A 17,918-nucleotide genomic window follows, 5' to 3' on the forward strand; every position below is an offset into this window, starting at 1 on the left:
ACATCATCTACAATCTCAAAGGTGAAGAAGAAAATGAAATATTGCGATAAACAAAGAAAATAAAAGTTTGTGTCTAAAATAAGGGGTCTAAACCGATAATAACCGGTTAATGCACTTGCCTGCCCAATCCGTAACACCAAACTTGAAATCAAAGCATCCTCCAAGTATCAGGAAAAACTAATCGAATGTCCAGACCTCAAGTAATAGGAAATCCCCAATTGAAATCGAACCATCCGCTCGAAACAACATAAACAGATCGAAATCTCAATTTGCCCGATCAGTAATAAAGGAACACCAACCGAAAAACATCTCACTAGTTTCGGGTAATACTGGAAGAATCCGATGTCCTGCTACTATTAGAAAAAAGAGTTTACTAGATTATTTATAAAAGTAGTTTAAGAATTTTCTTACCTGTCCATACTGTCATAGTGAAGGGACGGGGGGAGAAACATGAAAAAACAATCAATCGCAATCATTTATATATTTTTATTATTAATAGGGGCCATAGCAAGTCTTTATAAGGAGCCGATCGCTGCTGGTTCGACTCAGCAGCCAGTGGTGATTCCCGATGAAGCGATTCGACTTCGAATTCTTGCAAATAGTGATTCTGAAGCAGATCAGGCTTTAAAGCGCAAAGTGCGTGATGAAGTGAATGCTGAGATTACAGTTTGGGTAGAGGAGTTGACCTCTATTGAAGAGGCGCGTCAGCTGATCCAATCACGACTTCCCGAGATTGAAGCAATCGTTCAGCGAGTGTTAGAAGAGGAAAAGGTGGACCAAACGTTCAAGGTTAACTTTAACAATGTAAATTTCCCGACAAAAATATATGGCAATTATATTTACCCTGCAGGAGATTACGAAGCTATTCTAATTACACTTGGTAAGGGCAACGGTGCCAATTGGTGGTGTGTTCTTTTCCCGCCTTTATGCTTTCTTGATTTCTCTAATAGCGAAGCGGTACAAGCACAAGAAACAGAAGAAAAAAAGACATCCGCTGCAAAAACAAACGAAACTCTTTCATCTCTTATAACAAATGAAGAAGAAAAGGAAGAAAAAGCAGAGGTTAAATTCTTCTTAGTAGAGTGGTTTACGAGTTTGTTTGCATAATCATGAGGGTACTGAGAATTCAAGCGAAGTCTTGGTACCTTTTCTCATAAGATAAGAAAGCTTAAGCTAATTAAAGTATTAATGAGTTAAGGCTGGCTGTCGATGCCCAGTTCCAGTCTAATCCTTCCAAACCAACACAACAGTGTGCAGGCATTAAAACAGGACTCTTATTCATTCTCAACTCTTTTATTCGGGCGATCCCATTTCTCATTGTCATAAAAATAGCATCCTCTCATAGATTGGAAGTAGAAAAGATAAATGGGGTGTAGAAATGTTCTATCAATTAAGACAAGCTGAAGAAAAAGATGTGAAATCATTACAAGATTTTATGAAACGTGCAGGTGTAAGAACAGATGGTGTGGAAGAAATTGTGGATCAATTCGTCCTGATGGAAGCGGATGAACAGCAGCTTGTTGGATGTCTGGGATTCGAAGAAATTCAGGATGATAATGGGCTGCTTCGCTCTCTTGTTGTTTCAGATCAATTAAGCCAAGCGCACATCCTTTCGTTATTTAAAAGCATTCAATCAATTGGAAAGAGCAAAGCTATCAAGAAATTATACTTGATAGCAAATAAGCAATCTTCTGTGGATTTCCTGCAGTTTATTGGTTTTCAACCCGCTGAATCGATCCCCGATGAAGTAAGTTCTCATGAGCATGCACGAGAATCCCTGCAAAAAGACGGTGCAACCGTTATGGTTTTGGCTTAAGGAAATTCAAATATTTGTTATTTATATTATGCGGTAAGCCATCTTCTTATTTAAATGTAAAAAATAAATGAAAAAAGTTCCGTTCTATTTCTGTGAAAAAAGACTTATTAACAAAGTTATCCACGAAAATAACAGCTTTATCCACAATTTGTGGATAAAGCTTGTTTTGTGTCACAACATATTTTATACTTTCATGAAGTAATCATGTCCAAATCAGCTTTTAAGCTGACTATATTAAAGGAGTAATGAAAAATGGAAACAATATGCTGGACTGTGGATATGAATAAAGACTTATCCAGAAGTTATCCACAAATCACACAGGCAGCAAATCTGTTAAAACAAAATGAAGTCGTGGCTTTTCCAACAGAGACGGTTTATGGTTTAGGTGCCAATGCTTTATCAGATGAAGCGGTGGGGAAAATCTATCAGGCGAAAGGGCGTCCTAGTGATAATCCCCTAATTGTCCACATTTCTTCATTAGAGCAATTAAAGGAATTGTCCAAGGATATTCCATTATATGCACAAAAGCTAATGAACGTCTTTTGGCCCGGTCCGATAACCTTTGTTTTTTTCAAAAAAGGCAGGTTATCCAATAAAGTTACTGCAGGATTAGAGACGGTTGCAGTTAGAATGCCGGATCATCCACTAGCACTTGAGCTAATCAAGCAATCAAATCTTCCGTTAGCCGCTCCTAGTGCCAACCTATCTGGGAAACCAAGTCCAACTGCTGCTGATCATGTATTTGAAGATTTACAAGGGAAAATAGCTGGGATTGTAGATGGAGGACGAACAGGAGTTGGCGTCGAATCAACGGTACTTGACTGTACTGGAGAGGTCCCAATCATTTTGAGACCAGGCGGGATTACAAAAGAACAGATTGAAGAAGTGGTTGGCGCAGTTGAGGCGGATCAGGCTCTTATAAACGAGGCCTTTACACCTAAATCCCCAGGAATGAAGTATGCTCATTATTCACCTGAAGCACCTCTTACAATCATTGAGGGAGACACCATATTTTTTCAAAAGCTCATCGATGAAGCGAGATTAAATGGCAAGCGTGTCGGCGTCTTAACGACAGAGGAGCAAAAGCATTTTTATAAAGCGGATCTTATTATTGCATGCGGCTCAAGGTCTCAGCTAGACACAGTGGCCCAGCAGCTTTACGATGCGTTAAGGAAATTCAATGAGCAGCAGCTTGACTGTATTTACAGTGAAAGCTTCCCAAGTGAAGGAATGGGACAAGCTGTGATGAACAGGTTATTAAAGGCTGCCGGACATAGAGTAATATCTCAGGGATAATTAAGCAGGGCCCAAGTTCTAATGTCTCCCTGATACGCATAAGCTGAACTAGCTAGGCGTGTCCAAGGGGGATATTTATGAATATAGAAGCAGTGTCAGGAGAACTACTTACATTATTTGTAATGGCGTTTGCACTAGGAATGGACGCTTTTTCAGTGGGGTTAGGAATGGGAATGATCAAACTAAAGGTTAAGCAAATCATTTATATAGGTATAACTATCGGCTTATTCCATGTCATGATGCCGTTAATTGGTATGGGAATCGGCCGTTTCTTGTCTGACAAATTTGGTTCAATCGCCACCTTTGTTGGTGGTTTGCTTCTGCTGTTATTGGGTATTCAAATGATCCTTTCTTCATTTAAAAAAGACGACAATCCTTTGATTACGCCAGTAGGCTTCGGATTGGTTCTTTTTTCATTAAGTGTAAGCTTGGACAGCTTTTCGGTCGGTTTGAGTTTAGGAATCTACGGGGCTAGAACTCTAGTAACCGTGATTATGTTCGGAATTGTCAGCATGATGTTAACATGGACTGGATTGCTGATTGGAAAAAGAGTTCAGCAATGGATGGGATCCTACAGTGAAGCCTTAGGAGGGACGATCTTACTTGCATTTGGCATGAAATTACTTTTGCCTATTTAAGAATTACAAAAAAATTTAATAAAAAATGTTAGCTGTTTCCCGGCTTCAGTGGGCTTTTGTTGGGTTGGACAAGCAGCAGGTGTATTTGTTCAAAATTGACTTAGTTCTTTTTGAAAAAAGATTAGAACAGTGTTTAAATAAAATTCGCCTCATCTGACTATTTTCAATTAAAATCTTGCATTATAATGGTAATAAGGGAGGCATCCAAATGAAAAAAATATTGTTTGTGTGCACAGGAAATACATGCAGAAGTCCAATGGCATCTGCCATTTTAAAGCATATGGCTATAGAATATCCACTTGAAGTCCAGTCGGCAGGTGTTTTTGCGATGGATGGGAATGAAGCATCCCCTCAGGCAAAAGAAGCCCTTAAAGAAAAGGGAATTCCGCTTAATCATTCATCAGCTCTGCTGCATGAGCATCATCTTAAATGGTCTGATATTGTATTAACTATGACCCAAGGACATAAGGAGCTTATTTTAGATCGATATCCTCTCTACTTTTATAAGATTTTTGCGTTGTCAGAGTTTGTAGACAATCATTCGAAGGATGTTACAGATCCATATGGAGGCTCGATTGACATTTACCGGGAAACGAGAGACGAATTAATTGCTTTAATAAAGCGTTTTAATAATAAGCTGACTGAGGAGAACTGGTAAAGCTTTTATTCGATATTTAGGACTTGACCGAAGAAAAAAGTGTTTTAAGCTCAGGAAAAGGGAAACAAATTCATCAGGCTAAAAAAGATTCCGGAGGATGAAAAAATGAAGGTAGCAATTGCATCAGATCACGGCGGTGTAAATATCCGCGAAGAAATAAAAACATTGCTTGAAGAATTGTCTATTGAATATGAAGATCTCGGCTGTGAATGCGGGACTTCTGTAGATTATTCAGACTATGCGGTTCCGGTTGCAGAAAAAGTAGCTAACGGGGAAGTGGATAAAGGTATTTTGATCTGCGGAACAGGTATCGGTATGAGTATCTCAGCTAACAAGGTAAAAGGAATTCGTTGTGCGCTTGTTCATGACGTGTTTAGTGCAAAAGCAACAAGAGAACATAATGACAGCAATGTTTTAGCAATGGGGGAGAGAGTCATTGGACCTGGACTTGCCCGTGAAATAGCAAAAGTTTGGTTGACAACAGAATTTGAAGGCGGCCGGCATGGACGCAGAATCGGGAAGATTACAGAGTACGAAAACAATCATAATTAAAAGGATTGATTGCAAATGACTGACCTGCAAAATTGGCAGGAAGATCTCCAAACTATTTTAGATGAATTTAAGAACCAGACTGATTTTTCTAAAGGTGATTTAATTGTTATCGGTTGCAGTACAAGTGAAGTGATCGGTCAGAAAATCGGTACGGCAGGAACTTTCGAGGCGGCTGAAATGATTTTTAACCAACTGGAGCAATTTAAAATTGATACAGGGGTTGAGCTTGCCTTTCAATGTTGTGAGCATCTTAACCGTGCTCTGGTTTTAGAAAAAGAAACAGCAAAGCAAAGGCAGTATGAGGAAGTAAATGTAATTCCAGTTCACAAGGCTGGCGGAGCAATGGCTGCCCATGCATACAGGCAGTTAGAAAATCCTGTTGTAGTCGAGTTTATAAAAGCTGAAGGCGGTATTGATATTGGGGACACCTTTATCGGTATGCATTTAAAGCATGTCGCTGTACCTGTTCGGGCTTCAAAAAGTGCGGTTGGACATGCCCATGTAACCCTTGCCCAAACCAGGCCAAAGCTAATTGGCGGGGTTCGCGCTGTTTACGAGGAAGTTCCATCCAATCTGTCCTGTAAATAATAAACGAATCTAATGGGGATGCTTTACTTGATAACGGTAGAGCCGATTTTGAATAGGCTCTAACATTAATTCTAAATTTTTTTTGCAATTTATATTTAAACGAACTTATTTCTGTTAAAATAATTAAATGTTCGTGTTTTAAACAAAAAATTCTTTCTGGAAAAAGAATTTCTTTTACAAATTTGCTTAATCATGTGTACAATAAGGATGAGAAAATTCTGATTCCAAAAGTTTAGGGGGATTTTGTTAAATGAACCACTTGCCAAACCAAGATAAACGTGTTTTTGATGCTATTCAGGATGAATTGAAGCGGCAACAAACGAAAATTGAGCTGATTGCTTCTGAGAACTTTGTAAGTCAAGCTGTTATGGAGGCTCAAGGATCCGTTCTAACAAACAAATATGCTGAAGGGTATCCAGGACGACGCTATTATGGCGGTTGTGAACACGTAGATGTAGTAGAGGATATCGCTAGAGACCGTGCTAAAGAAATCTTTGGCGCCGAGTATGCCAATGTTCAACCTCATTCAGGCGCACAGGCCAACATGGCTGTTTATTTTACCATTTTAGAACAAGGAGATACAGTTCTTGGGATGAACCTATCTCATGGTGGCCATTTAACTCATGGAAGCCCTGTAAACTTCAGCGGAGTACAATACAATTTCGTAGAATATGGTGTAGACGAAGTAACACATCGCATCAATTATGAAGATGTATTAGAAAAAGCACGTGTCCACAAGCCGAAGTTGATTGTTGCTGGTGCTAGTGCATATCCGCGCGAGATTGATTTTAAGAAATTCCGTGAAATTGCTGATGAAGTAGGAGCTTACTTTATGGTGGATATGGCCCACATTGCAGGTTTAGTTGCTGCAGGCCTCCATTCAAACCCAGTTCCTCATGCACATTTTGTTACAACGACAACACACAAAACTCTTCGCGGACCTCGCGGAGGAATGATTTTATGCAAAGAAGAATTTGGGAAGAAGATTGATAAATCAATCTTCCCTGGTATTCAAGGCGGACCGCTTATGCATGTTATTGCTGCAAAAGCTGTATCCTTCGGGGAAGCATTGCAGGATGAATTCAAACAATACGCTCAAAACATCATATCAAACGCAAATCGCTTAGCAGAATCATTAAAAAAAGAAGGAATTTCACTCGTCTCAGACGGTACAGATAACCATCTTGTCCTAATTGATGTTCGTTCATTAAACCTAACAGGCAAGGTTGCTGAAAAAGTCCTTGATGATATTGGCATTACAGTAAACAAAAATACTATTCCTTTTGATCCTGAAAGCCCATTTGTTACCAGCGGTGTCCGTATCGGAACAGCTGCTGTCACAAGCAGAGGCTTCGGACAGGAAGAAATGGACGAAATCGCATCGATTATTGGCTTTGCATTGAAAAACCATGAAGATGAAGAAAAGCTAAAAGAAGCTAGCAAGCGAGTGGAAGCTCTAACAAGCAAATTCCCTATGTACGAAGAGCTTTAATCATTAGGATCCGTGAACCTTTTTAAAAAAGGTTCACGGATCCTTTTTTATTAATCAATAGAGACACGGAATGTGTGTTGTTCACTATTTGTCCACACTTATGTGCAATTATTTTCGAAACCCAAGCAATTAATTCGGAAAGTATAGCAATTAATATTAAAACCCTCGCAATTAATTTTAAAACTCTAGCAATTCTCTTTTGTGGATGCCATTACCCACTTTTTTACAAACCTTTAATAGGCTTGAAAGCTTGTCTGAATTTCTGTAAAATTTATTGAAGTGTAATTGAAAAGGAGATGAAACCTGATGGGGAAAGTATATGTATTTGATCATCCGTTAATTCAGCATAAGCTTACATACATCCGCGAAAAATCAACCGGCACAAAAGAGTTCCGTGAACTTGTTGACGAAGTAGCTACTTTGATGGCATTCGAAATTACAAGAGACCTCCCATTGGAGGAGGTAGATGTGGAAACACCGGTTTGTATGGCTAGATCAAAGGTGTTATCTGGTAAGAAGCTTGGAATCATACCGATTCTCAGAGCTGGACTAGGAATGGTTGATGGAATTCTAAAATTAATCCCCGCAGCAAAGGTGGGCCATGTCGGGCTTTATCGTGATCCCGAAACGTTAAAGCCAATTGAATACTATATTAAGCTTCCATCAGATGTGGAGGAACGTGACTTTATCGTGGTAGATCCGATGCTTGCAACAGGCGGCTCAGCCATAGAGGCTATTAACAGCCTGAAAAAACGCGGCGCTAAAAGCATTAAGTTTATGTGTTTAATCGCAGCCCCTGAAGGTGTGGAAGAATTCCAAAAGGAGCATCCTGAGATCGATTTATATATCGCAGCCTTAGATGAAAAATTAAATGAAAAAGGATACATTGTCCCTGGTTTAGGTGATGCAGGGGACAGAATGTTTGGAACTAAATAATAATCTTATCTGATAGCACAGCTGCAATTGTGCTATCTTTTATTTATGCTTTTTTCAGGCAATGCCAAATTTTATAAATTCCAATAAATATTTTGACCTATCCAACCTAACACTAAATAAGAGGTGAACAACTTGAGTAAAGTGACTCTTTCTTTTTTAGTGATAATTTTATCCTGTTTAGTCAGCATTCACACATTTGCTTTCACATATCCGGAAAAACCGCCAATACCAGAAGAGAATGGCAATGAAAAACAGGCAATCATACTTGTGGTAGAAGAGAACAAGAGGGAGCAGATTCGTATTCAAATTCAAAAACAGTACCCAAATGTAATCCTGGGTAAAGAATATAACGAGGTGTTTTCTGGCTTTTCATTCACAGGGCTTAAAAAAGATCTGCATAGGATTCAAAACTTAGAAGGGGTGCTATCGGCCACGCCTGTTTCTACATATAAAAATCATATAGAAGAAAGTGTGCCTTTTATTGGCGGGGAAGATGTTCGCAGATTGTTTGATCAAAAAAATACCCGGTTATCAGGAGAAGGAGTAAAAGTTGGAGTGATTGATACAGGGGTCGATTACAGGCATCCAGATCTAAGAAAAAACTATAAAGGCGGCTATGATGTAATAGATGAAGATGGGGATCCCATGGAAACAAAAGCAAATGATGGAACGGCAACATTACACGGTACACATGTTGCGGGAATCATCGCCGCTAACGGCAAAATCAAAGGTGTCGCTCCAGAAGCAGACATTATTGCCTACAGAGCTTTAGGGCCTGGGGGATTCGGAACATCAGAGCAAGTCATTGCGGCTATTGAAAAAGCAATTGAGGATCGCGTTGATATTATCAATCTATCGCTTGGGAACAGTGTGAATGGACCGGATTGGCCGACAAGTCTTGCCTTGAATAAGGCAGTTGAAAAGGGAATTGTTGCTGTTACATCAAGCGGTAATTCAGGACCTGACGTATGGACAGTAGGTTCCCCGGGAACGGCTAGTAAAGCAATTTCTGTAGGAGCATCAACCCCTCCTTTAAAGATGCCATATCTCCAGCTCCATTCTTCATCAAGACAAATCAAACTAACACAAATGCAAGGAGCGAAAGCGTGGAATTTAACCAATTCAGAACAAATAGAATTTGCAAAACTCGGAGAATCATCTCAAATAGGCGAATCGGTAAAAGATAAAATTGTATTAATGGAGAGAGGGAAAATCCCTTTTACGGAAAAAGTATTAAATGCTCAAAAAGCTGGTGCAAAAGCGGTCCTAATTTATAACAATGTAAAGGGCGTTTTTGCTGGAGGAATTGAAGTGCCTGCAAATATTCCAGCTGCTTCAATCACTAAAAATGATGGGGAGTGGATAAAACACCAGCTTTCAAAAAAACCTTCCGTTCGAACCATCTATAAAAAGGAAGAAGACATGCTGGCCGACTTTAGTTCAAGAGGGCCTGTCACAGTTACATGGGATATTAAACCGGATGTTGTAGCCCCAGGTGTGGCAATTGACAGCACAGTCCCCAACGGCTATATGGCGCTCCAAGGAACAAGCATGGCCGCCCCGCACGCAGCCGGAGTGTGCGCGCTTATTAAACAGGCTCATCCTGAGTGGAAGCCGCAGCAGATAAAAGCAGCGCTAATGAATAGTTCAAAGCCTTTGATAAAAGAGTCTCATAAGCTATATCGCACAATAGAGCAAGGAGCTGGCCGAATTGATAGTATGAAAGCTGTTCAAACAGATCTCTTAATTTACCCAGGCTCACTCGCTTTTGGACAGTTTCAAAGTAATGCTTCCAGAACATCTAAAAAAGTAAAGTTGACGATAGAAAATCATTCGAACACCCGGGAAAAGGTTCGTTTTATCATGCCGGAGAGGAAAAAAGGTCTGCAGTGGAAGCTGCCTAAAGCATTTTCTATAGAAGCAAATCAAACCATTCAGGTTGAGATAATGGCAGATATAACACCCTCTGTCCTAAAAGGGGGGCTGCATGAAGGCTGGCTTGACATTGAAGTTTCAGGAGCAAACAGAAAGATACCATACCTTTTTGTAGTAGATGAACCTGATTATCCTCGGGTAATGGGGTTTGAATTTGCATTAGGAGATAAACCGAATTCATATAAATACCAGCTTTATTTTCCAGGAGGTGCAGATGAAATGGGAATTGCCCTGTATGATCCAGATTCCCTAAGATTTGTCACCTACCTTGATTGGGGAAGAATGATTTCAAGAGGGGTATATGAAAAAGAATTAAACGTACTAAATTCGAAAATAGAACCAGGAACCTACAAAGCTATAGTTTTTGCAAAAAAGGGAAAGCAGGAGGATTTCTTGGAAGCTGATATTTTCTTGGAAGCAAAATGAAATACAGTGAACCTTTTCCTAATAATTGTGAACAATATGTGAAGCAGCCTGAGATTGTGAAGTTTTATGCATGAAACAGATTGACATCAATTATTTGCTATTGTATGCTAAACGAGGGTATAATGAGAAGGTTTTCATAGCCTCAGAATGCCATATTTTCCCCTTTATAAATCCTTGAAAAAGAAAGGGTTTATCAAATGCGACAAAAGCAGCGGCATCCTTTTCAGGCAATGGCTCTTATGTCAGCCATTCTTGCGCAATTGGTTGGCTCTACTTTAATTGGAATTTTTGCAGGTAAATGGGTGGATGAATATTTTCTCACAGAACCGCTGTTTTTAATCATTGGCCTTCTTATTGGACTGACAACTGGAGTTTATGCCATGTTAAGGTTAGTTCACCACTATTTTTCAGGAGACTGAACATTTCATGTTTGATTTACACCAAATGTTTCACAGGCATCGTAAGTATCTCTTTTACTTACTGGCAATTTACGTTTTAGGATGGGGTTTTACCCCCTACCAGACCATTTTTTTAGGGCTGATTTTGGGAACGGTAATCAGTTTTTATAATCTGTGGTTCATGGTGAGAAAATCAAAACAATTTGATCAGGCTCTTCAAGAAGGAAGAAAAGTAAGGTCTCTGGGAACCGCCTCGAGAATGGCCTCAGCAGGTGTTGCGGTGCTAATTGCCCTTCAGTTTCCTGAGTATGTTCATTTAGTTAGTGTAGTTTGTGGATTAATGACAATCTATGTTGTCATTATGATAGATTTTTTGCTTCAATACATACGCGCATAGCTGGGAAGAGAGGTGAATTAATTTGGATCACGGAGCTCCTATCGTTCCATTTCTAGGACTTCATTTTAATTTAGCAAACATCTTAATGATTACAGTTGCCTCTGTGATTGTTTTCATAATTGCTGTAGCTGCTACTCGCAGATTAGCCATGAAACCCACTGGAATGCAAAACTTTATCGAATGGGTCATGGACTTTGTAAAAAACATAATCAGCAGTACGATGGATTGGCAAACAGGCGGACGCTTTTTAACATTAGGAATGACCTTATTAATGTATATTGCAGTTTCAAACTTTTTAGGCTTGCCGTTTGCAGTTGTCACTGGAGAAAATCACAATTTATGGTGGAAATCACCGACAGCTGATCCTGTCATAACTTTAACACTTGCTACAATGGTAGTCGTGTTAACACATTACTATGGAATTAAGATGAAAGGTGCTAGAGAATACGGGAAAGACTTCTTAAAACCACTGCCATTTTTGTTCCCGCTTAAAATAATAGAAGAGTTTGCAAACACTCTAACACTCGGTCTGCGTCTTTATGGGAATATATTTGCTGGAGAGATCCTGCTCGGTTTGTTAGCTGGTTTAGCGACTAGTGGCTATGCACAAGACTGGTTTAGTGGTATTGGCGGCACATTGGCTGCCATTGTTCCGATGCTCGCATGGCAAGGGTTTAGTATATTTGTAGGTGCTATCCAAGCATTTATCTTTGTAATGTTAACAATGGTTTATATGGCGCACAAAGTGAGTCACGACCATTAATTTATACACGTTCAATTCATTTTGAACAAAACAATAAACAAAATTTATTTTTCATAAATTAAAGGAGGACTTTTTACAATGGGTTTATTAGCTGCTGCAATTGCAATTGGTTTAGCCGCACTAGGTGCTGGTATTGGTAACGGTCTTATCGTGTCTCGTACAGTGGAGGGAATTGCTCGTCAACCTGAAGCTCGCGGAATGCTGCAAACAACAATGTTTATCGGGGTTGCATTAGTTGAGGCGATTCCAATCATCGCAGTTGTTATCGCGTTTATCGTAATGGGTCAGTAAGCAGTCAGTTTGATTGCTTTTCATTGCAAAAATGTTTGACTTGAATCAGGGAAATGGCGAAGATCATTCAAGAGAACCTTCGCCATTCCTTTATGTATTAACCACTGAACACAAACTTTCGGGGCATTGCGGCATTTAACCGATTAGCCTCTTATGAAACTGCAACTCTTGAAGGGAGTGAAATCGAGCTATGTTTACTCTAGACCTTGCTTTAGGTGCGAGTGCTGGTTATTTTAATGGTGGAGATATTTTATTCCAACTAGTAGCTTTCTTAATTTTATTAGCACTTTTACGCAAATATGCATTTGGACCGGTTATGAATATCATGAAACAGCGTGAAGATCATATCGCGGGTGAAATTTCTGCTGCTGAAGCAAAAAATCAAGAAGCAGAAAAGATTGCTGCTGAGCAGCGTGAATTATTAAAACAAGCTCGTCAAGAATCTCAAGCATTAATTGAAAATGCAAAGAAAATTGGGGAGCAGCAAAAAGAAGAAATCGTCCAGGCTGCCCGTGTAGAAGCTGAACGTTTAAAAGAAGCAGCTACACAAGCGATTGCTCAAGAAAAAGAACAAGCGGTTGCTGCATTGCGTGAGCAAGTTGCATCCCTTTCTGTTCTAATCGCATCAAAAGTTATTGAAAAAGAGTTGAATGAGCAGGAGCAAGAAAAGCTTATCAGTGAGTATATCAATGAGGCAGGAGAGCAGCGATGAGTAGAGAAGTCGTTGGGAAACGTTATGCCTTAGCTCTTTTTCAAATAGCAAAAGAAAAGCAATCTTTGGATCAGTTTGAAGAAGATTTGCTTGTGGTCAAAGAAGTTTTTGGCCAAAATCGTGATTTTTTGGAGGTTTTAATCCATCCAAAGGTGACGCTTGAACAAAAGAAATTTATAGTGAGAGAAGCATTTTCTAAATTGTCGCCGCAGATTTTATATACTCTTCTGCTTTTAGTAGAACGTCATCGGATAAGTGTTATTGCAGACCTTGCAGATCACTTTGTGCAATTGTCTAACGAAGCGAGAGGAACTGAAGATGCGACAGTTTATTCTGTCCGTCCATTGAAAGATGAGGAATTATCAGCACTGTCCGCTGTTTTTGCAGCAAAAATCGGCAAGCGTTCTCTTCGCTTGCAAAATGAGATCGACAAGAATTTAATCGGAGGCGTAAAATTGCGCATAGGGAACCGCATTTATGATGGCAGTGTCAGCGGCAAGCTAGAGCGGATTGAACGTCAACTGGTTACAAAGAGATCGTAGATAGGGGTGAAACTCATGAGCATCAAAGCTGAAGAAATTAGTGCACTGATAAAAAAGCAAATTGAGAATTATCAGTCTGACATAGAAGTTAGTGATGTTGGTACAGTAATTCAGGTTGGTGATGGTATCGCACGTGCTCATGGCCTCGACAATGTCATGGCTGGAGAGCTTTTAGAGTTTTCAAATGGTGTTATGGGAATGGCCCAAAACCTTGAAGAAAGCAACGTCGGTATTATTATATTAGGACCATATACAGAAATTCGTGAAGGTGACGAAGTTCGCCGTACAGGCCGTATCATGGAGGTGCCGGTGGGTGATGCTCTAATTGGACGCGTTGTTAACTCACTTGGTCAGCCTGTTGATGGCTTAGGTCCAATCCAGACGACAAAAACTCGTCCTATTGAAAGCCAGGCGCCAGGGGTTATGGATCGTAAATCCGTACATGAACCGCTTCAAACTGGTATTAAAGCGATTGATGCACTTGTGCCAGTCGGGCGCGGTCAGCGTGAGTTGATTATCGGAGACCGCCAAACAGGTAAAACATCTGTAGCGATTGATACAATTCTAAATCAAAAAGATCAAAACATGATCTGTATTTATGTTGCAATCGGTCAAAAAGAGTCAACTGTTCGCGGTGTTGTTGAAACATTACGTAAAAACGGTGCTCTAGATTATACAATTGTTGTAACAGCCTCTGCCTCTCAACCGGCTCCAATGCTATTCTTAGCTCCTTATGCAGGGGTAACTATGGGCGAGGAATTCATGTATAACGGAAAGCATGTATTAGTAGTATATGATGATCTTTCTAAGCAAGCAGCAGCTTATCGTGAGCTTTCCTTATTATTACGCCGCCCTCCAGGTCGTGAAGCATATCCAGGGGATGTATTCTACCTGCACTCTCGCCTTTTAGAACGCGCTGCTAAACTTAGCGATGCAAAAGGTGCAGGGTCTATTACTGCGCTTCCGTTTGTTGAAACGCAAGCAGGGGACATTTCAGCTTACATTCCAACAAATGTAATCTCTATTACTGACGGACAAATTTTCTTGCAATCTGACTTATTCTTCTCAGGTGTGCGTCCGGCGATCAATGCTGGTTTATCTGTCTCACGTGTCGGAGGATCAGCACAGGTTAAAGCAATGAAAAAGGTAGCAGGTACGCTGCGTCTTGACTTAGCGGCATATCGTGAGTTAGAGGCATTTGCTCAATTTGGTTCAGACCTTGATAAAGCAACAAAAGCAAAGCTTGATCGTGGTGCCCGAACTGTAGAGGTACTAAAACAGGATCTGAACAAACCGCTTAAAGTAGAAAAACAAGTGGCTATTCTTTATGCCCTTACAAAAGGTCATTTAGATAGTGTACCTGTTGAAGATATTAATCGTTTTGAAAGTGAGTTCTTCAGCTATTTGGATCAAAACCATGCAGATCTGCTTGAGCACATCCGCTCAACTGGGAACCTGCCTGAGGATGCTGACTTTGTAGCAGCAATTGAAGGATTTAAGAAAACGTTTATTCCAACAGAAAATTAATTCATAGCGATGAGAAGACTTTTCTTTATCGCCCAATAGATAATGGTCCGGATTTTAGAAAAAGGTGGTGAGAACCTTTGGCATCATTACGCGACATTAAGTCAAGAATTACGTCTACTAAGAAAACAAGTCAGATTACAAAAGCTATGCAAATGGTTTCAGCAGCAAAGCTAAACCGTGCTGAAAATAGCGCAAAAGCTTTTGTTCCTTACATGGATAAGATTCAAGAGGTTGTGGCAAACATTGCTCTTGGCAGCAATGATGCAACGCATCCAATGCTTGAATCTCGTCCTGTTAAGAAAACAGGTTACTTAGTGATTACCGCTGACAGCGGATTAGCTGGTGCATTTAACAGCAGTATCATAAGAGCTGTCTCTCAAAAGATCCGGCAAAATCATCAATCACCGAATGAGTATGCAATCATTGCAATCGGAAAAATTGGCCGCGACTTCTTTGCAAAAAGAGGCTTCCCGGTCATCTCTGAAATGACAGGGCTTGGGGATGAGACATCTTTTGCAGACATTAAAAGCCTCGCTTCTAAATCTGTACAAATGTTTATCGATGGTACTTATGATGAGCTGTACATGTACTATAATCACTTTGTTAGTGCGATTCAGCAGGATGTTACAGAGAAGAAACTTCTTCCATTAACAAATATCGCATCAGATAAAAAGCTTACTTCTTATGAGTTTGAGCCTGCACAAGAAGATATTTTGGAAGTGTTACTGCCACAGTATGCTGAAAGTCTCATCTATGGTGCACTTTTAGATAGTCAAGCATCTTTCCACGCTTCTCGAATGACAGCGATGAAAAGTGCAACAGACAATGCGAACGAACTTATCAATTCACTTACTCTTTCGTATAACCGCGCTCGCCAAGCTGCGATTACTCAAGAGATCACAGAGATTGTCGGCGGTGCTGCAGCTTTAGAGTAGGTTTTACCAGCGGTTAAAGTGTTCGGATTAGCAAGATAGGAGGGAAATCGATGATTAAAGGACGCGTTACTCAAGTTATGGGTCCGGTCGTTGACGTAAAATTCGAAAGCGGCCACTTACCAGAAATCTATAACGCTCTTAAGGTAACAAAGAAAGCGGCTAGTGCAAACGAAGTCGATATTGAGTTAACATTAGAAGTTGCCCTTCATTTAGGTGACGACAGCGTACGTACAATTGCGATGGCATCCACTGATGGAGTTACTCGGGGGATGGATGTACTTGATACAGGTGCTGCGATCTCTGTCCCTGTTGGTGATGTCACATTAGGCCGCGTATTTAACGTACTTGGAGAAAAAATTGATTTAGATGCACCATTACCTGCTGAAGCACGTCGGGACCCTATTCACAGACAAGCTCCAACATTTGAGCAGCTTTCAACAGAAGTTGAAATCCTTGAAACAGGGATTAAAGTTGTTGACTTGCTCGCACCTTACATCAAGGGTGGAAAAATTGGTCTTTTCGGTGGTGCGGGTGTAGGTAAAACGGTATTAATTCAGGAGTTAATTAACAACATCGCTCAAGAGCACGGCGGTATTTCCGTATTCGCAGGTGTTGGAGAACGTACTCGTGAAGGAAACGACCTTTACCATGAGATGACCGATTCTGGTGTTATTAAGAAAACAGCGATGGTTTTCGGCCAAATGAATGAACCGCCTGGAGCGCGTATGCGTGTTGCTTTAACTGGTTTGACAATGGCTGAATATTTCCGTGATGATCAAGGCCAAGACGTACTATTCTTCATGGATAATATTTTCCGCTTTACTCAGGCAGGTTCAGAGGTATCCGCCTTGCTTGGCCGTATGCCATCTGCCGTTGGTTATCAGCCAACACTAGCTACAGAAATGGGCCAATTACAAGAACGTATTACATCTACTAATGTGGGTTCTGTTACATCTATTCAAGCGATTTATGTACCTGCCGATGACTATACGGACCCGGCTCCAGCGACAACATTCGCTCACTTGGATGCCACAACAAACCTAGAGCGTAAGCTTTCTGAAATGGGTATCTACCCGGCGGTTGACCCGCTTGCTTCTACTTCTCGTGCATTATCTCCAGAAGTAGTCGGAGAAGAGCATTACAATGTGGCTCGCCAAGTACAGCAAACGTTGCAGCGGTATAAAGAATTACAAGATATCATTGCCATTCTCGGTATGGATGAGCTTAGTGATGAAGATAAATTAGTCGTGCACCGTGCACGCCGTATTCAATTCTTCTTATCTCAAAACTTCCACGTTGCCGAACAGTTTACAGGCCAAAAAGGTTCTTACGTACCTGTAAAAGAAACGGTTAATGGATTTAAAGAGATTCTAGAAGGTAAGTATGACAACCTCCCTGAAGATGCGTTCCGTTTAGTTGGACGTATCGAAGAAGTTGTTGAAAGAGCAAAAGAAATGGGTGTTGAAGTCTAATCTGGACTTAGGAGGGTAAATTATGAAGACCGTAGAAGTCAATATTGTTACTCCCGATGGCCCAGTTTACGATGCAGACATCGAAATGGTAAGTGTAAAGGCTCAGAGTGGTGAGCTCGGTATTTTACCAGGTCACATTCCAATGGTGGCACCGCTTGAAATTGGTGCCGTTCGCCTAAAAAAAGGCGGCAGCACGGAACTCGTGGCTGTTAGTGGAGGCTTTATCGAAGTAAGACCTGACAAGGTAACAATTTTAGCTCAAGCAGCAGAACAATCTAATGAAATTGATATCGACCGCGCCAAATCGGCACAAGAACGCGCAGAAAAAAGACTGCGTCAACAAGCAAGTGATGTCGATTTTAAACGCGCAGAGCTTGCTTTACGCCGTGCAATGAATCGGATCAACGTGTTTGAGCGTAAAATTTAAATAAAAAACCTTAATCCCTATAAGTAAAATGTACCCTATAGAGTAGACATTAAAAAAAAGTCTACCTATAGGGTACTTTTTTGTATAATTAAGAAAAACATGGGGAATGGAGAAAGT

At 40.4% G+C, this 17,918-nt stretch carries 21 protein-coding genes; 20 read left to right on the top strand and 1 reads right to left on the bottom strand.

Translation table 11 applies throughout. The features are described from left to right. Positions 1–450 precede the first annotated feature (450 nt). Positions 451–1,107 carry a stage II sporulation protein R gene (gene spoIIR, locus IC621_RS25090; protein ID WP_191162648.1) on the top strand — a complete coding sequence of 219 codons (657 nt, stop codon included), beginning with the start codon at positions 451–453 and terminating at the stop codon, positions 1,105–1,107. 70 nt (positions 1,108–1,177) lie between these two features. Here spoIIR and IC621_RS25095 read toward each other — a convergent pair whose 3' ends face one another. Next, on the bottom strand, positions 1,178–1,324 hold the full coding sequence (locus IC621_RS25095) for a hypothetical protein (RefSeq protein WP_191162650.1): 147 nt from the start codon (positions 1,322–1,324) through the stop codon (positions 1,178–1,180). Between the two features lie 54 nt (positions 1,325–1,378). Here IC621_RS25095 and IC621_RS25100 point away from each other — a divergent pair, with 54 nt between their 5' ends. From IC621_RS25100 to IC621_RS25190, 19 genes are all read left to right on the top strand, one after another. After that, entirely contained in the window at positions 1,379–1,816 is a 438-nt protein-coding gene (locus IC621_RS25100) for a GNAT family N-acetyltransferase (protein WP_191162652.1), read from the top strand. A 252-nt stretch (positions 1,817–2,068) separates the two neighbouring features. Continuing rightward, on the top strand, positions 2,069–3,112 hold the full coding sequence (locus tag IC621_RS25105) for an L-threonylcarbamoyladenylate synthase (RefSeq protein WP_191162655.1): 1,044 nt from the start codon (positions 2,069–2,071) through the stop codon (positions 3,110–3,112). Positions 3,113–3,189: 77 nt separating this feature from the next. Beyond that, the gene (locus tag IC621_RS25110; protein ID WP_191162657.1) at positions 3,190–3,750 is read left to right on the top strand and encodes a manganese efflux pump MntP; all 561 of its coding nucleotides are present in this window, start codon (positions 3,190–3,192) and stop codon (positions 3,748–3,750) included. A gap of 208 nt (positions 3,751–3,958) precedes the next feature. Continuing rightward, positions 3,959–4,408, top strand: a complete 450-nt coding sequence (locus tag IC621_RS25115) for a low molecular weight protein arginine phosphatase (protein WP_191162659.1) — start codon at positions 3,959–3,961, stop codon at positions 4,406–4,408. A gap of 105 nt (positions 4,409–4,513) precedes the next feature. Then, positions 4,514–4,960, top strand: coding sequence for a ribose 5-phosphate isomerase B (rpiB, locus tag IC621_RS25120; protein WP_191162660.1), 447 nt, complete (start codon positions 4,514–4,516; stop codon positions 4,958–4,960). Between the two features lie 15 nt (positions 4,961–4,975). Then, positions 4,976–5,548, top strand: a complete 573-nt coding sequence (locus tag IC621_RS25125; RefSeq protein WP_191162662.1) for a TIGR01440 family protein — start codon at positions 4,976–4,978, stop codon at positions 5,546–5,548. A 250-nt stretch (positions 5,549–5,798) separates the two neighbouring features. Next, positions 5,799–7,040, top strand: a complete 1,242-nt coding sequence (locus tag IC621_RS25130; RefSeq protein ID WP_191162664.1) for a serine hydroxymethyltransferase — start codon at positions 5,799–5,801, stop codon at positions 7,038–7,040. Positions 7,041–7,346: 306 nt separating this feature from the next. Further along, the gene (gene upp / locus IC621_RS25135; protein WP_191162666.1) at positions 7,347–7,976 is read left to right on the top strand and encodes a uracil phosphoribosyltransferase; all 630 of its coding nucleotides are present in this window, start codon (positions 7,347–7,349) and stop codon (positions 7,974–7,976) included. 141 nt (positions 7,977–8,117) lie between these two features. Then, positions 8,118–10,337 (top strand): S8 family serine peptidase, encoded by a 2,220-nt coding sequence (locus IC621_RS26945; RefSeq protein WP_318153122.1) that lies wholly within the window; start codon positions 8,118–8,120, stop codon positions 10,335–10,337. 197 nt (positions 10,338–10,534) lie between these two features. Continuing rightward, entirely contained in the window at positions 10,535–10,756 is a 222-nt protein-coding gene (locus IC621_RS25145) for an AtpZ/AtpI family protein (RefSeq protein WP_191162670.1), read from the top strand. A gap of 7 nt (positions 10,757–10,763) precedes the next feature. Further along, positions 10,764–11,132: an ATP synthase subunit I gene (locus IC621_RS25150; protein WP_191162672.1), complete on the top strand. Its 369-nt coding sequence runs from the start codon at positions 10,764–10,766 to the stop codon at positions 11,130–11,132. A gap of 22 nt (positions 11,133–11,154) precedes the next feature. Next, complete coding sequence (gene atpB / locus IC621_RS25155; RefSeq protein ID WP_191162674.1) at positions 11,155–11,895, top strand: F0F1 ATP synthase subunit A; 741 nt, start codon at positions 11,155–11,157, stop codon at positions 11,893–11,895. A 78-nt stretch (positions 11,896–11,973) separates the two neighbouring features. After that, positions 11,974–12,186 (top strand): F0F1 ATP synthase subunit C, encoded by a 213-nt coding sequence (gene atpE, locus IC621_RS25160; RefSeq protein ID WP_191162676.1) that lies wholly within the window; start codon positions 11,974–11,976, stop codon positions 12,184–12,186. A 190-nt stretch (positions 12,187–12,376) separates the two neighbouring features. Further along, positions 12,377–12,898 (top strand): F0F1 ATP synthase subunit B, encoded by a 522-nt coding sequence (gene atpF / locus IC621_RS25165; protein WP_191162678.1) that lies wholly within the window; start codon positions 12,377–12,379, stop codon positions 12,896–12,898. Further along, entirely contained in the window at positions 12,895–13,440 is a 546-nt protein-coding gene (locus IC621_RS25170; RefSeq protein WP_191162680.1) for a F0F1 ATP synthase subunit delta, read from the top strand. The genes atpF and IC621_RS25170 overlap by 4 nt, the downstream gene beginning before the upstream one ends. 15 nt (positions 13,441–13,455) lie before the next feature. Next, positions 13,456–14,967: a F0F1 ATP synthase subunit alpha gene (atpA, locus tag IC621_RS25175; RefSeq protein WP_191162682.1), complete on the top strand. Its 1,512-nt coding sequence runs from the start codon at positions 13,456–13,458 to the stop codon at positions 14,965–14,967. 77 nt (positions 14,968–15,044) lie between these two features. After that, positions 15,045–15,902, top strand: a complete 858-nt coding sequence (gene atpG, locus IC621_RS25180; protein ID WP_191162683.1) for an ATP synthase F1 subunit gamma — start codon at positions 15,045–15,047, stop codon at positions 15,900–15,902. A 50-nt stretch (positions 15,903–15,952) separates the two neighbouring features. Next, positions 15,953–17,374 carry a F0F1 ATP synthase subunit beta gene (gene atpD / locus IC621_RS25185; protein ID WP_191162685.1) on the top strand — a complete coding sequence of 474 codons (1,422 nt, stop codon included), beginning with the start codon at positions 15,953–15,955 and terminating at the stop codon, positions 17,372–17,374. A 22-nt stretch (positions 17,375–17,396) separates the two neighbouring features. Further along, a complete protein-coding gene (locus IC621_RS25190) occupies positions 17,397–17,801 on the top strand; it encodes a F0F1 ATP synthase subunit epsilon (protein ID WP_191162687.1) in 405 nt (134 codons plus the stop codon). Positions 17,802–17,918 lie beyond the last annotated feature (117 nt).

It is taken from the genome of Metabacillus arenae (assembly GCF_014773385.1).
Classification (GTDB): Bacteria; Bacillota; Bacilli; order Bacillales; family Bacillaceae; genus Metabacillus_D; species Metabacillus_D arenae.